Source organism: Actinomadura sp. 9N215, from assembly GCF_044326345.1.
Lineage (GTDB): Bacteria > Actinomycetota > Actinomycetes > Streptosporangiales > Streptosporangiaceae > Spirillospora.
This window is the reverse complement of sequence record NZ_JBIRBA010000032.1, coordinates 16,716-30,347: the sequence shown is the minus strand read 5'-3', so window position 1 is coordinate 30,347 and position 13,632 is coordinate 16,716. Positions and strand designations below refer to the sequence as shown.

The window sequence follows — 13,632 nt, the reverse complement described above, 5'->3', positions numbered from 1 at the left end:
CCCTCAAGGAGGGAAAACGCGTGGTACTCCAGACGGAGCCGCACGGCGCGCATACATCCGCGCGGTGAGGTGAGTGCCCCCCTCAACGGTCAGTATTGAGTGGTGACATCCGATGACAAGGCCCGGACCGGACCCGGCCCCGCGGGGTTCGGCCCAGCCGTCGCGCACCACGCGTGGCGGCTGTCCGGCCGGATCGTAGCGGGCGTGGGGCAGCTGCTGCTGTGGATCCTCACCGGCATCGGCACCCTGCTGCGTCCGCTGGCGGTGCGCCTCGTCACGCGGCTGAACGGCGGCGCGGGACGCCGTCCGGCCCCGGGCGCTCCGGGCATGCCGGGCGGTCCGGGTTCACCCGGCGCTGACGGGACGACGGCGCCGCTGCCCCGCTGGATCAACACCTGGCGCGAGGTCGTCGGCTCCTGGTACTTCGCGCCGGTCACCGGGCTCGCCCTCACCGTCGCCGCGCTCGCCGAGCTGGCGCCGCGCGCCGACTCGCCGCTCAGCCTCGCGGGCGGGTTCGCGGTCGCGTCCACGCTGCCGCTCGGCTGGCGGCGGGAGAACCTGCGGCCGGTCGCGGCGATCGTGCTCGGCGCGGTCGCGGCGAGCCTCCTCACCGGGCAGATCCTGCTGGTCACCACGGGATTCGCGGCCCTGTACACGCTGTACGCGCTGGGCCGGCAGCTGCCCCGCCAGTCCACCGGCGTCCTCGCGTTCGGCAGCGTGGTCACGATCGCGGTCGTCTACCTGGCGACCTCGACGCTGGACGACGTCCCGTTCCCGGCCGTCCTGATCGCCGTCCTCGCGGCCATCGGGCTCGGCGACGCGCGGCGCGTCGTGGAGTCCGCGAGCCAGACCGAGGCGGAGGCCGCCGAGCGCACCAACGAGACCCTCACCCGGCTCACCGCCGTCCAGCGGGAGCAGGCGGTGATGCGGGAGCGGGCCCGCATCGCGCGCGAGCTGCACGACGTCGTCGCGCACTCCGTCTCCATGATCGCGGTGCAGGCGGAGACGGCCCCGTACACGATGGAGAACCTGTCGCCCGAGGCCCGCGCCGGCTACACCGAGATCGCCAAGACGGCGCGGGACGCGCTGGTGGAGATGCGGCGGCTGCTCAGCGTGCTGCGCGCCGACGCCACGCCGGAGCCGGAGGCGGCCAACTCCCCGCAGCCGCGCCTCGACCGGCTGCCCGACCTGATCGAGCAGCACCGCGGCGCCGGCGGCCACGTCGACCTCGCCGTGCACGGCGACCCGCGCGGGCTGTCCACGACGGTCGAGCTGTCGGCGTACCGGATCGTCCAGGAGGCGCTGACGAACGCGCGGCGGCACGCGCCCGGCGCCGGCGTCCGGGTGGACCTGATGTTCCTGCCGGACCGGCTGGCCGTCCGCGTCCACGACGACGGGCGGGGCGCGTCCTCGCAGACCAGGGTGCTGAACCGGGACGACCCCGGCTCCCGTACCGCCGTACTGGACGACCCCGCGGGCCCCACCGCCGTGGACGCCGGACGCACCCGCCTGGAGACGCCGGAGTCCGGTAGCGGACAGCCCGGACACAGTGGACAGAGCGGACTGCACGGGCCGGGTGGCGGACATGGCCTCGTCGGCATGCGGGAACGTGCGACCATGCTGGGCGGGCGGTTCTCCGCCGGCCCGGCCGCGCAGGGCGGGTTCCTGGTGGAGGCCGAGCTTCCACTGACGAGGGAAGGGAATTCCACCCGTGGACACGGTTCCGAGGCGCCTCCCGGCGGCGGTGCCTGACCCCGTCATCGACGTCGTCCGCGGCAGCGGCGTCGTCGGCGCGCCCGCGAGGCGGCAACGGTGATCAACGTGCTGATCGTCGACGACCAGACGATCGTCCGGGCCGGGTTCGCGGCCCTGCTCGCCGCGCAGGACGACATCACCGTCGTCGGCGAGGCGGGGGACGGGCGCGAGGCGGTCCGGATCGCCGAGCGCAGCCGTCCCGACGTCGTCGTCATGGACATCCGGATGCCCGGCATGGACGGCATCGAGGCCACCCGCCGCATCCTCTCCCTCCCCGCCTCCGAGAACGTCCGGGTGCTGGTGCTGACGACGTTCGACGTGGACGAGTACGTGTACGAGGCGCTCGCCGTCGGAGCCAGCGGCTTCCTGCTGAAGGACGCCACCGCCGACGAGCTGGTGTCCGCCGTCCGGGTCGTGGCGCGCGGCGACTCGCTCCTCGCCCCGCAGGTCACCGGACGGCTGATCCGCGAGTTCACCAAGCAGCGCCGTAACAGGCCGCAGGCGCCGTCGGAGCTGGCGACGTTGACGGCGCGGGAGACGGAGGTGCTCGTCCTGATCGCGGGCGGGCTGTCCAACGGCGAGATCGCGCAGCGCCTCGTCGTCAGCGAGCACACCGTGAAGACGCACGTGGCCCGCGTCTTCACCAAGCTGGGCCTGCGCGACCGGGCGCAGGCGGTCATGCTCGCCTACGAGTCCGGCGTCGTCGTCCCCGGCGAGAACGCCCCCGGCTGACGCCGGTCGTGCCGCCGCCGGCTGACGCCGGTCGCGGCGTCGCCGTCGGCTGAGGCCGGTCGTGGCGGTCACCGTCGGCTGGCGCCGGGCGCCGGTCAGCGGCGGCGGAGGAGGCGCATCGCCTTCTCCTTCTCGAAGTCGAGCGCGCGGGTCGGCGGGGCGGACAGCCGTCCGATGCGCTCGCCCAGCTCGCGCACGTGCGCCTGCACCTGGGGCTCGGCGAGGACGCGCAGCCCGAACGCCAGCTCCGCCGGGCCGATGTCGTAGCGCTTCTCCAGCGCGAGCGCGAGCGCGACGGCCCGCAGCTCGGCGTCGCCGAACCGGCGGTGGCCGCCGCCGCGCCTGGTCATGGCCGCCTCCCGGGTGACGGGCAGCAGGCCGAGGGCCTCCCGGTAGCGGAGCATGCGGGGCGAGGTGCCGAGCCGCCGGGCGGCCTCCGTGATGCGCATGGAGCTGATTCTGACAAATTTGTGTGAGAAAGTCGCGTCCGACCGTGCCAGCGGGCCGTCGACGCCCTTAGACTCACGGCGTTGACGCAGGAGCCCACCCGGGCGTCAACCCCGCGTGCGGAACCGCGAAACGCGTTCCGCGCCGCGTGTGCCGACCCTCGCGTACCGACCCGCCATCCGCGGACCAAGGAGCAACGAAAGCATGGACTACAAGGTCGCCGACCTGTCGCTGGCCGACTTCGGGCGCCGGGAGATCCGGCTCGCCGAGCACGAGATGCCGGGCCTGATGGCGGTGCGCGCGGAGTACTCCGCCGCCAAGCCGCTGCGCGGCGCCAGGATCATGGGCTCGCTGCACATGACGATCCAGACCGCCGTGCTGATCGAGACGCTGGTGGAGTTGGGCGCCGACGTCCGCTGGGTGTCCTGCAACATCTTCTCCACCCAGGACCACGCGGCCGCCGCTGTCGTCGTCGGCAAGGACGGCACCGTCGACGACCCGAAGGGCGTCCCCGTGTTCGCCTGGAAGGGCGAGACGCTCGAAGAGTACTGGTGGTGCACCGACCAGGCCCTCCAATGGCCGAACGGCACCGGTCCCAACATGATCCTGGACGACGGCGGCGACGCGACCCTCCTCGTCCACAAGGGCGCCGAGTACGAGAAGACCGGCGTCGTCCCGACCGCGACCGAGGACGACCCCGAGGAGCTGGGCATCGTCCTCGACACCCTCCGCCGCACCATCGCGGAGAGGCCGGGCCGCTGGACGGAGACCGCCGCCGCGATCAAGGGCGTCACCGAGGAGACCACGACCGGCGTCCACCGCCTCTACGAGATGGCGAAGGCCGGCACCCTCCAGTTCCCGGCGATCAACGTCAACGACTCGGTCACCAAGTCGAAGTTCGACAACAAGTACGGCTGCCGGCACAGCGTCATCGACGGCCTGAACCGCGCCACCGACGTGCTGATCGGCGGCAAGGTCGCGGTCGTGTGCGGCTACGGCGACGTCGGCAAGGGCTGCTCGGACGCGCTGCGCGGCCAGGGCGCCCGCGTGATCGTCACCGAGATCGACCCGATCTGCGCGCTGCAGGCCGCGATGGACGGCTTCCAGGTCACCACCCTGGACGACGTCGTCGAGACCGCCGACATCTTCGTCACCACCACCGGCAACTTCAACATCATCACGGCCGACCACATGGCGCGGATGAAGCACCAGGCGATCGTGTCCAACATCGGGCACTTCGACAACGAGATCGACATGGCGGGCCTCGCCAAGGTGCCCGGCGTCGAGAAGATCGAGGTCAAGCCGCAGGTCGCCGAGTGGCGCTTCCCGGACGGCCACTCGATCATCGTGCTGGCCGAGGGCCGCCTGATGAACCTGGGCTGCGCCACCGGGCACCCGTCGTTCGTGATGTCCAACTCGTTCACGAACCAGGTCATCGCGCAGATCGAGCTGTTCACCAAGACCGAGGAGTACCCGCTCGGCGTGTACGTCCTGCCGAAGCACCTGGACGAGAAGGTCGCCCGCCTCCACCTCGACGCGCTCGGCGTGAAGCTCACCGAGCTGACCAAGGAGCAGGCCGCCTACATCGGCGTCCACGTCGAAGGCCCCTACAAGTCAGACCACTACCGTTACTAAAGATCGGTAGCGTTCGACCGCCGCACGGCCGCGCAATGGCCGTGCGGCGGTTTCTGCCTCAGGGGCCTTAGGGGAACGATGAGCGATATTGCGGACGTCTCGCTGGCGTATGAGGGCGTCAAGCGGATCGAGTGGGCCGACCGGAGCATGCCCGTGCTGCGCCAGATCCGGGAGCGGTTCGCTGAAGAGCGTCCTCTGGACGGCCTGAAGGTCGCCGCGTGCATGCACATCACGACCGAAACGGCGGGGCTCATCCGGACGCTCCAGGCGGGCGGTGCGAGTGTGGCGCTGGCGGCGTCCAATCCGCTGTCGACGCAGGACGACACGGCGGCCGCGCTCGTCCAGGAGTACGGCGCGGAGGTGTTCGCCCGTGCGGGAATTGACCGCGAGGGTTATTACGCGCACATTCACCAGGCGTTGGAGACGGGGCCTGATCTCGTGCTGGACGACGGGTGCGACCTGGTCAACACGCTGCACATCGACCGCACCGACCTGATCGGCACAGTGAAGGCGGGCTGCGAGCAGACGACGACGGGTGTGATCCGTCTGCACCAGATGATGCTCGAAGGCGCGCTTCGGTTTCCCATGGTCGCGGTGAATGACACCGACACCAAGCACATGTTCGACAACCGCTACGGGACGGGCCAGTCGACGCTGGACGGGATCGTACGCGCGACTAACACGCTCCTAGCGGGCAAGACGATCGTCATCGCGGGCTTCGGTTTTTGCGGGCGCGGCTTGGCCGAACGGGCGCGTGGCCTAGGGGCCCGGGTCGTCATCACCGAAATCGACCCTGTGAAAGCGCTCGATGCCGCGTTGCAGGGTTTCTCCGTCCAGCCCATGGCGGAGGCCGCCGTGGTCGGCGATGTCTTCATCACCGTCACCGGCAACCGTGAGGTCGTCAACGGCGAGCACCTCGCCGTGATGAAGGACGGCGCGATCCTTGCGAACTCCGGGCACTTCGACGTCGAGATCGACGTCCGCGCACTGAGCGAGATGGCCGTCGAAGTGCATCGCGGCAGCCGCCCGCAGACCGCCGAGTACGTCATGGCCGACGGGCGGCGTCTGGTCCTGCTCGCCGAGGGCCGTCTCGTCAATCTGGCGGCCGCGGAGGGCCATCCGGCGGCCGTGATGGACATGTCGTTCGCCGACCAGGCCCTCACGTGCGCGTGGCTGGCGACCGCCCACTCGACGCTGGCGCCGGCCGTCCACGACGTCCCGAAGGACATCGACACGGAGGTCGCCCGCCTCAAGCTGGCGTCGATGTCCATCTCCATCGACCGGCTCACCAAGGACCAGGAGGACTACCTGCACTCCTGGCGCATCGGGTCCTGACCCGTGCCGTCCGGGACGTATCTGCACACGGATCTGCACACGGGCCTGCACACGGGCCTGCCTGCGGGCGAGGGCCTTGAGGAGCGCTTCAAGTGCGCGCCGGGCCCGGGCGGCTGGCGCTACACGTCCCAGCGTCCGGACGGCGTCCGCACCGATCTGGTCGTCGACGCACGGTGGCGCCAGATCCGCGTCGAACTCGTCACCCCGACCTGGTGGCTGCGAGGCGGCGTCACCGGTCCCGAGGTCGCGTGGGTACGCGCCGCCGAAGAGACGGGCACCGAACACGCAGAACGAGCGTCCGGCTTCATGGCCGACTCGCCCGGTTTCCTCATCGCGGTCGCCCGCTCCTTGGAATTGGACGAGGGCGCGCAGGCCGACGTCCGTCTCGTCCAGGTGAGCGGCCCGTCCCTTTCGCCGCTCACCACTAACTGGCGGTGGCGCCTGGCCGGAACGTCCGTCTACGAGACCGAGACGGAGCCGCTCCCGGTCTCGCAGTACGAGGTCATGGACCTGTCCACGGGCGAGGTCGAAGCCGTCCACCTGGCGGGCGACGTCGTCCTCGCGGCCCCGGGCATCGAGCTCACCACCCTGGAGTCCCCGCCCAACCTGCTGGGCTAGCGCTCCAGCCGGGACCGTGCGCGGGTGGTCACCGGCAGGACGAGGCGATGGCCACCAGGACGTGCTGGCCGCGTTCCAGGGGGACGACCGAGGAGACGAGCCACCCAGGGACGGCGACGAGCGTGCCGGGCACAGGGCGGATCAGCAGGTGGCGCCCCCAGGGGCGTCCGGGCATGGGCGCCATCGGCGACCCGGCTCGGGGGTCGGCGAAGGCGATGGCGCCCGAACCGGTGTGCGCGGGCCCGGGGGTCGCGTCCAGCACCCACCACGCGACGAGGTCGGCGCGGTGCCGGGCGGGCGCCCGATCGTAGCCGTGCCGCCAGATCTGCACTTCGACGCCGACGTCCCCGACGGGCGGCGTGATTTCGGGTTCGTAGGCGGTCGTGAGCGCCTCGAACGCGGCGCGGAACCGGTCGGCCGCGGTCTCCAGGTCGGCGATGATCCCGCCGGGCGGCACGGTCTCCAGCGCCGGACCCGCGCCGCCGATCTCCGCGGCGGACGGGGACAGCAGCCCGGCGGGATCCATCGGGGCGAAGGCGACGGGCGTCCCCCAGTGCTGCTGGACGGCCGGGCCCGCGCTGCCGCAGCTGCGCCGGTCGCGGCCTGAGGAGGGCACCGGGGAGGGCGCTACGGGGACGGCGTCGGCGGTGACGGCGGCGGCTGGGGTGGTGGTGAGCGTCATGAGACTCGGCTCCGGTGCTCGGCGTAGGTGATGTTCCAGGCGATCGCGATCCGCAGCCGGGAGTCGGCCGCGGTCGCCCGCATCCACCGGGCCTGCCAGCCCGGGAAGGCGATCATCCGGCCGGGGACCGGTGAGCAGCGGACCGGTCCGGGCGAGGCCGTCCGGGGCAGGGCGGCCGGGCGCGGATCGAGCAGCTGCAGGTACCCGGCGTCGCTGTCGCCGCTGGGCTCCGCGACGACGGACAGCACGCCCGACCAGGCGGAGTCGTGGCGGGTGTGCGGGCGCAGCGCGTCACCGGGCCGGCAGACCACGGCCCACGCCTCGGCGTGGGTGTCGTGGTCGCCGATCTCGCCGGCGGTCTCGCCCAGCGCCGCGTGGGCCAGCGCCTCCCCGGCGGCGTGTATCTGGCGTTTCAGCCAGTCGATCGAGGGATGGTCCCAGGCCAGCATGGTCTGGGACGACTTGATCGCGTTGCCGGCGCCCGCGGCGGCGGCCCGCCTGTCGGTCTCCTCCGCCGCCAGGATGAGCTCCCGGAGGTTCGGGAGGTGCTCGGCGGCGCCGGCGCAGTCGGCCTGGTAGACGGGGGTCCGCCACATCTGCAGCACCAGTGGTTCCGCAGGGGCGGGCCTGGTGCCGATGTCGCGGACCGTGTCCTCGATGGCGATGGACTGGGTGTTGGTCACGGTCGCGCTCTTTTCTCGATGGGAGTCTGCTGCCGGGCGGTACCCGGGGCCGGGTCCCCACAGCGGTAGGGCGGCCGGGCCGCCGGCACCGTGCGTCACTCGGACACGCGGTGTGGAGTCCGCGTTCTCGACGGTGTCCTGCGTGCGCGCTGTGCCGTAGGCCCGGCAGCGTGGATCCGGGGCCATCGCGGCCCTGGGGCGGCTAGGGCTCAGACGGGTTCGGTGAAGTCCTCTCCGGGGGCGTCGGTGAGGCGCTGTAGGTAATTGCTCTCGCCGAGGGAGTCGGTGAGGCCGAGTTCGGTCTCCAGGTAGTCGACGTGTTCTTCCTCGTCGGCGAGGATCTCCTCGAAGATCCGGGCGGACGTGACGTCGCCGCGTGCGCGCATCAGTTCGATGCCGGGACGCAGCCGCGCCACGTTCTCCAACTCCAGGGCCAGATCCCCCCGGAGTTGCTCGGGGACGTTCTGCCCGATCCGCAGTGGGTTGAGTTTCTGGTAGTTCGGCATGCCCTCCAGGAAAAGGATCCGTTCGGTGAGCCGCTCGGCGTGCTTCATCTCGTCATGAGATTCCGAGCGGGTGTGTTCGGCGATGCGCGTGTACCCCCAGTCCTGCTGCATCTTGGCATGCAGGAAGAACTGGTTGATCGCCGTCAGTTCGGCGGTGAGCTGCTCGTTGAGCAGCCCAATGATCTCTCTGTCACCTTCCATGACGCACATGCTCACATGGCCGTCCGTCCCCGGCCAGCTTAGAAATTTCGACTTGGATTTCCTTCTTTGGATGAATCCGCGACGTGGACTGCGCCGATCTGCGTAGGCGATCTACCGGCCGGACTCCACGGCCCCGCCGAGACGAGAGTCTCGGCGAAAGAATCGTGTTTCGATGGAATCATGTTGATCGCCGCTGGCCGCGCAGGTCATTGTGTTCGCCGCACGGCATTCACCGTCCGTCCATCGGGCGGGCCTTCTGTGGAGTGGCGTCTCGGCCTTTAATAGAAGGGCTTGGGCGGCCATTTTAGGCTAGCCTATCCTCATTTAGGATAGGCTAGCCTAAATGGCGATGAATTGTTTTTCGTCTTGCTTTGATCTGACCTTGCGGGGAGCTTTGTGGACATCGGCGATCGTTGAGGCGGCCGTTCTCATTCCAGGGCATGCCGTTCGGATCGTGCTGTCGCCGGATCCGGGCACCCGTCAGCGGGCCGGCGGATACGGGCCTTGAGGTGGTGGTCCGGGCGCATGCGGCGGCGACCCGGGGGTCTGCGGCGGCGGCGCGGGCGGCATCGCCCCAGGCGGCGGATAAGGGGCGTTGGGGCCCGTGCCGGAGGCCGGGTAGGGGCCGGGCGGGTTCGGGCCGCGAGCGGGCGGACCAGGGGCGTTCAGGACGTGCTGGTACGGCCCCGCGCCGTAGTTGGGCGGCGGAAGGAACTGCGGCTGGCCCGGCGCCGGAGCACTGAACCGCGGCGGCGGAGGAGGACCCTGCCGGGGCGGCCCGGACGGCGGAGCCCCCGCCATCGCCATGACCGGCGTCGCGGCCGGGGTCCAGGCCGCCGTCCAGCCGAGCCGCCGCATCCGCCGCGCGCGGCGCTGGGCGAGCCGCCACTCCTCCCGGTGGCGGCGCTCGGCGAGGACGGCCGACAGCAGGATCTCCGGACGGACGCCCGGCGGCGGAGGCGGGCTCACCACCGCGACGACCTGCGACGCGATCCGGTGCCCCAGCGAGTCGCGGACCTCCGGCAGCAGCTCCCAGAACCGCGACAGGTACTGCCGGGCCGTCATCGCCAGCTCGTCCGACACCTGCGACATCTCCAGCGAGCGGCCCCACCAGGCGAGCTGCGGCGGCATCACGGCGACGGGACCGAAGAACGCCGACGTCGGAACCCGCTCCTGGATGACGATCGTCCCGGCGAACAAGTCACCGAGCCGCTTACCGCGCTGGTTGCAGAATGACGTGATGAGAGCGGGCGAGCCGTAGAGCGTCCAGAATTCGATGACGCCCGCCAAGGCCCGCACCAGGGCCTGCCGGAAGCGGATGGGTCCGCCGTCGTCGGCGACGACGCGGAGGCCCAGGGCCATCTTGCCCAGCGTCCGTCCCCGCGACAGCGTCTCGAACAGGCACGGATATCCGACCAGGACGGCGACGACGGCGACGAGAGTCAGCCCTACTGCCCACGCGTCGTCCGCGACGAGCGACGTCATGGCCGTGAGGTAGACGGCGATGTTGAGCAGGACCATCTGGAAGAGCAGGTCGAGCAGTATGGCGCAGCCACGGCTGGCCAGGCGCGCGACCCGGATGTCGAGCGCGACGGCCTCGCCGGTGACGAGTTCGGCCATGTCCTGGTCCTCCAATTGGCTGGGGTGCCGTCCATTTTGCCGGTTCGACGGAGCGAGGCGTTAGTCTCCCTCGGGTGGACGTCGACGCCTATGTGGCCGCGCACAACGCCGACTGGCAGCGCCTGGAGTGGCTCATCAACCGCGGCCGCAGGCTGACCGGCGCGGAAGCCGACGAACTGGTCGAGCTCTACCAGCGGACGGCGACACACCTGTCCGTCGTGCGTTCAAGCTCGCCCGACCCGCAGCTCGTGGGCCGGTTGTCATCACTCGTCGCACGGGCCAGGGCCGCGGTGGCCGGAGCCCAAGCCCCGCTCTGGCGGGACGTTACCCGCTTTGCGACGGTGTCGTTCCCGGCGGCCGCCTACAGAATGAAATGGTGGTGGCTCGGCAACGCCGTCCTTGGCAATCTGCTGGCCCTGGCCTTGGCGATCTGGGTCGTCCACAGCCCGGAGGTACAGGCGAGCATCGCGACCCCGGACGAAATCCGTGAGCTCGTCGAACACGACTTCGCGAACTACTACACCGAGCATTCGGCGTCGTCGTTCGCGTTCCAGGTCTGGGTCAACAACGCCTGGGTGTCGGCGATCGCGCTGATATTCGGCATCCTGCTCGGCATCCCCACCGTGTACGTACTGCTGCTCAACCAGATCAACCTCGGCCTGACCGGCGGGCTGATGTTCGCCTACGGCAAGGGCGACGTCTTCTTCGGGCTGATCCTTCCGCACGGCCTCCTGGAACTCACCGCCGTCTACCTGGCCTGCGCCGGCGGCCTCAAACTCGGCTGGACGGTCATCGACCCCGGCCGTCGCCGCCGCGGCCAAGCCCTCGCCGAAGAGGGACGCGCCGCCGTCAGCATCGCCATCGGCCTCGTCGCCGTGCTGCTCGTGTCCGGGCTCATCGAGGGCTTCGTCACCGGCTGGGTGCACACCACCTGGCTGCGCATCTCCATCGGCGTCGTCGCCGAGGTCGCGTTCCTCGCGTACGTGATCGTCCTGGGCCGCCGGGCCACCCGCCAGGGCGAGACCGGCGACGCCGACCTCCGCCCCGACGTCGCCCCCGTGTCCGCGTAGAAACCTGCCTTCGGACGCGATCGCGAGTGTTGGGGTGGTTGCGGTGGGGGGCCTGGCACTCCTACAACCGTCCTGCCGCCTTGAGGGCCAGGTAGGCGTCGGCTAGGGCGGGGGCTATTTCCTCTGGGGGCGCGTCCACGACCTCTACGCCGTACCCGCGCAGCTCGGCGGTGAGGCGGCGGCGCTCGGCGCGCGCGCGTTCCGCGGCTGCGGCGTCATAGACGGAGGCGAGGTCGCCCCGTGCGGCCGCCATCTCGCCGACCCGTGGATCGGACACCGCGGCGATCATGACGAGGTGGCGGGAGGTGAGCTGCGGCAGCAGCGGCAGCAGGCCCTCCTCGATCGCGGCCGTGTTCAGCTCGGTGAGCAGGACGACGAGGCACCGCTGCCGGACGCGGGCCATCAGCGTCGACACCATCCCGGCGGCGTCGCACTCGATCAGCTCCGGCTCCAGCGGCGCGAGGGCGTGCACCATCGCGGGCAGCAGGTCCGTCCTGGACGCTCCCTCGACGCGGGCGCGGACACGCCGGTCGTAGGCGAGCAGGTCGACGCGGTCGCCCGCGCGGGACGCGAGTGCGCCGAGGAGCATCGCCGCGTCCATCGAGCAGTCGAGCCGGGGAATGTCGCCGACACGGCCCGCGGACGTGCGGCCGGTGTCGAGCACGAGGTAGATCCGCCGGTCGCGTTCGGGACGCCAGGTGCGGACGACGATGTCGTTACGGCGCGCGGTGGCGCGCCAGTCGATGGAACGGACATCGTCGCCGTCCACGTACTCGCGCAGTGAGTCGAACTCTGTGCCCTGCCCGCGGATGAGGGCCACGTGTGCGCCGGTGAGTTCGCGCAGCCGTGCGAGCTTGGCCGGGAGGTGGCGGCGGGACGGAAACGCCGGCAGCGCACGGACCGTCCAGGGCGCGGCGCGCGAAAGCTGCCGCGCGGCCAGTCCAAGCGGCCCGACAGAGCGGACGACGACGGTGACGGCTTTCCGGTCGCCGCGCCGTGTCGGCGTCAACGTCATCTCTACGCGTCGCCGTTCACCGGCGGGCACGTCCACTTTGACGCTGCGGGGCGTCGCTCCGGCGCTCGGCGGCCACACGTCCCGTAGGCGGGCCTTGAGTCGGCGCCGTCCGAGGTTCTCCACGATCAGCGACACCTTGGCCGTCCCGCCGAGGCGGACGTTCGTGTCGCCGGTACGGTGGAAACGCAGCGCGCGCACGTTCCCGGCGAGGGCCAGGTCGGCGGCGACACCGAGCAGCAGGACGCCCCACACGATGAGCAGCGTCCACCAGCTCGGCGCGAACAGCGGGACCACCGCGCTCAGCAGTGCCAGAAGCCCCAGTCGCCCGGTCAGCGCCATCAGCGCGGGGCGGGGACGTGGGCGAGGATGCCCTCCAGCACGCCGTCGGCCGTCGCGCCCTCCAGCTCCGCCTCGGGACGGAGCTGGACGCGGTGCCGCAGCGTCGGGCGGGCCAGCGCCTTCACGTCGTCCGGGGTCACATAGTCGCGACCGGACAGCCACGCCCACGCGCGGGACGTGGCGAGCAGCGCCGTCGCGCCGCGCGGCGACACGCCGAGCTGGAGTGACGGCGACTGGCGGGTCGCCCTGCACAGGTCCACGACGTAGGCCGCGACCTTGGGGTCGAGGTGGACGGCCCTGACGGCCGCCCGTCCAGCGGCCAGTTCGTCCGCGCCCGCGACCGGCTGCACCGCGGACAGGTCACGCGGGTCGAAGCCCGCCGCGTGCCGCTGGAGCATAGAGATTTCTTCGTCCCGCGTGGGCACGGGCACGGTCAGCTTGACCAGGAACCGGTCGAGCTGGGCCTCAGGCAGCGGATACGTGCCCTCGTACTCGATCGGGTTCTGCGTCGCGCACACCACGAACGGGTCGGGCAGAGCGCGCGCTGAGCCCTCCACGGAGACCTGCCGTTCCTCCATGGCCTCCAGCAAGGACGCCTGCGTCTTCGGCGGCGTCCGGTTGATCTCGTCGGCGAGCAGGAGGTTGGTGAAGACCGGACCTTCGCGGAACTCGAACTCCGACGTCCGGTTGTCGTACACCAGCGACCCGGTCACATCGCCCGGCATCAGGTCGGGGGTGAACTGGACGCGCTTGAAGTCCAGGTCGAGGGCGCGCGACAGCGTCTTGATGAGGAGCGTCTTCGCCGTGCCGGGGACGCCTTCGAGCAGCACGTGGCCCCGGCAGAGCAACGCGATGACCAGACCGGTCACCACGGAGTCCTGACCGACGACCGTCTTGGCGACCTCCCCGCGCAGTGCCGTCAGCGCCGCGCGCGCGGTCTCGGACTGCCGCCGCGTCTCCTCGGACAGCCCCGGCGGAGTATCGCTCTCTGCGC

13 protein-coding genes are annotated in these 13,632 nt (G+C 71.2%); 6 read left to right on the top strand and 7 right to left on the bottom strand.

Annotated elements, in window-relative coordinates; all coding sequences use genetic code 11:
- Positions 1-102: 102 nt before the first annotated feature.
- Entirely contained in the window at positions 103-1,752 is a 1,650-nt protein-coding gene (locus tag ACH34T_RS37185) for a sensor histidine kinase (protein ID WP_396025680.1), read from the top strand.
- A gap of 60 nt (positions 1,753-1,812) precedes the next feature.
- Positions 1,813-2,487: a response regulator gene (locus ACH34T_RS37180; protein WP_396025679.1), complete on the top strand. Its 675-nt coding sequence runs from the start codon at positions 1,813-1,815 to the stop codon at positions 2,485-2,487.
- Between the two features lie 95 nt (positions 2,488-2,582).
- On the opposite strand, the gene ACH34T_RS37175 is transcribed toward ACH34T_RS37180, so the two are convergent.
- Positions 2,583-2,936: a MerR family transcriptional regulator gene (locus ACH34T_RS37175; RefSeq protein ID WP_396025678.1), complete on the bottom strand. Its 354-nt coding sequence runs from the start codon at positions 2,934-2,936 to the stop codon at positions 2,583-2,585.
- A gap of 202 nt (positions 2,937-3,138) precedes the next feature.
- Between ACH34T_RS37175 and ahcY (ACH34T_RS37170) the strand changes: the two genes are divergently transcribed.
- From ahcY (ACH34T_RS37170) to ACH34T_RS37160, 3 genes are all read left to right on the top strand, one after another.
- Positions 3,139-4,569 (top strand): adenosylhomocysteinase, encoded by a 1,431-nt coding sequence (ahcY, locus tag ACH34T_RS37170; RefSeq protein WP_396025677.1) that lies wholly within the window; start codon positions 3,139-3,141, stop codon positions 4,567-4,569.
- Between the two features lie 78 nt (positions 4,570-4,647).
- Positions 4,648-5,904, top strand: coding sequence for an adenosylhomocysteinase (ahcY, locus tag ACH34T_RS37165; protein ID WP_396025676.1), 1,257 nt, complete (start codon positions 4,648-4,650; stop codon positions 5,902-5,904).
- Between the two features lie 3 nt (positions 5,905-5,907).
- Complete coding sequence (locus ACH34T_RS37160) at positions 5,908-6,522, top strand: hypothetical protein (RefSeq protein WP_396025675.1); 615 nt, start codon at positions 5,908-5,910, stop codon at positions 6,520-6,522.
- A gap of 28 nt (positions 6,523-6,550) precedes the next feature.
- On the opposite strand, the gene ACH34T_RS37155 is transcribed toward ACH34T_RS37160, so the two are convergent.
- The 4 genes from ACH34T_RS37155 to ACH34T_RS37140 form a co-directional block, all read right to left on the bottom strand.
- Positions 6,551-7,204 (bottom strand): hypothetical protein, encoded by a 654-nt coding sequence (locus tag ACH34T_RS37155; protein ID WP_396025674.1) that lies wholly within the window; start codon positions 7,202-7,204, stop codon positions 6,551-6,553.
- Positions 7,201-7,887 (bottom strand): hypothetical protein, encoded by a 687-nt coding sequence (locus ACH34T_RS37150; RefSeq protein ID WP_396025673.1) that lies wholly within the window; start codon positions 7,885-7,887, stop codon positions 7,201-7,203. Before ACH34T_RS37150 ends, ACH34T_RS37155 begins: the two co-directional genes overlap by 4 nt.
- Positions 7,888-8,096: 209 nt before the next feature.
- On the bottom strand, positions 8,097-8,594 hold the full coding sequence (gene bfr, locus ACH34T_RS37145; RefSeq protein WP_396025672.1) for a bacterioferritin: 498 nt from the start codon (positions 8,592-8,594) through the stop codon (positions 8,097-8,099).
- A 480-nt stretch (positions 8,595-9,074) separates the two neighbouring features.
- Positions 9,075-10,214 (bottom strand): RDD family protein, encoded by a 1,140-nt coding sequence (locus tag ACH34T_RS37140; RefSeq protein ID WP_396025671.1) that lies wholly within the window; start codon positions 10,212-10,214, stop codon positions 9,075-9,077.
- 74 nt (positions 10,215-10,288) lie between these two features.
- Between ACH34T_RS37140 and ACH34T_RS37135 the strand changes: the two genes are divergently transcribed.
- Complete coding sequence (locus ACH34T_RS37135; RefSeq protein ID WP_396025670.1) at positions 10,289-11,284, top strand: stage II sporulation protein M; 996 nt, start codon at positions 10,289-10,291, stop codon at positions 11,282-11,284.
- A 61-nt stretch (positions 11,285-11,345) separates the two neighbouring features.
- On the opposite strand, the gene ACH34T_RS37130 is transcribed toward ACH34T_RS37135, so the two are convergent.
- Both ACH34T_RS37130 and ACH34T_RS37125 read right to left on the bottom strand, forming a co-directional pair.
- Positions 11,346-12,638, bottom strand: coding sequence for a DUF58 domain-containing protein (locus ACH34T_RS37130; protein WP_396025669.1), 1,293 nt, complete (start codon positions 12,636-12,638; stop codon positions 11,346-11,348).
- Positions 12,638-13,606 (bottom strand): AAA family ATPase, encoded by a 969-nt coding sequence (locus ACH34T_RS37125; RefSeq protein WP_396025746.1) that lies wholly within the window; start codon positions 13,604-13,606, stop codon positions 12,638-12,640. The genes ACH34T_RS37130 and ACH34T_RS37125 overlap by 1 nt, the downstream gene beginning before the upstream one ends.
- Positions 13,607-13,632: the final 26 nt, after the last annotated feature.

Excerpts from the sequence above, each read along its gene's own strand:
- ACH34T_RS37175 (WP_396025678.1), bottom strand. The coding sequence starts at position 2,936 with ATGCGCATCACGGAGGCCGCCCGGCGGCTCGGCACCTCGCCCCGCATG.
- ahcY (WP_396025677.1), top strand. The coding sequence starts at position 3,139 with ATGGACTACAAGGTCGCCGACCTGTCGCTGGCCGACTTCGGGCGCCGG.
- ahcY (WP_396025676.1), top strand. The coding sequence starts at position 4,648 with ATGAGCGATATTGCGGACGTCTCGCTGGCGTATGAGGGCGTCAAGCGG.
- ACH34T_RS37155 (WP_396025674.1), bottom strand. The coding sequence starts at position 7,204 with ATGACGCTCACCACCACCCCAGCCGCCGCCGTCACCGCCGACGCCGTC.
- bfr (WP_396025672.1), bottom strand. The coding sequence starts at position 8,594 with ATGGAAGGTGACAGAGAGATCATTGGGCTGCTCAACGAGCAGCTCACC.
- ACH34T_RS37140 (WP_396025671.1), bottom strand. The coding sequence starts at position 10,214 with ATGGCCGAACTCGTCACCGGCGAGGCCGTCGCGCTCGACATCCGGGTC.
- ACH34T_RS37130 (WP_396025669.1), bottom strand. The coding sequence starts at position 12,638 with ATGGCGCTGACCGGGCGACTGGGGCTTCTGGCACTGCTGAGCGCGGTG.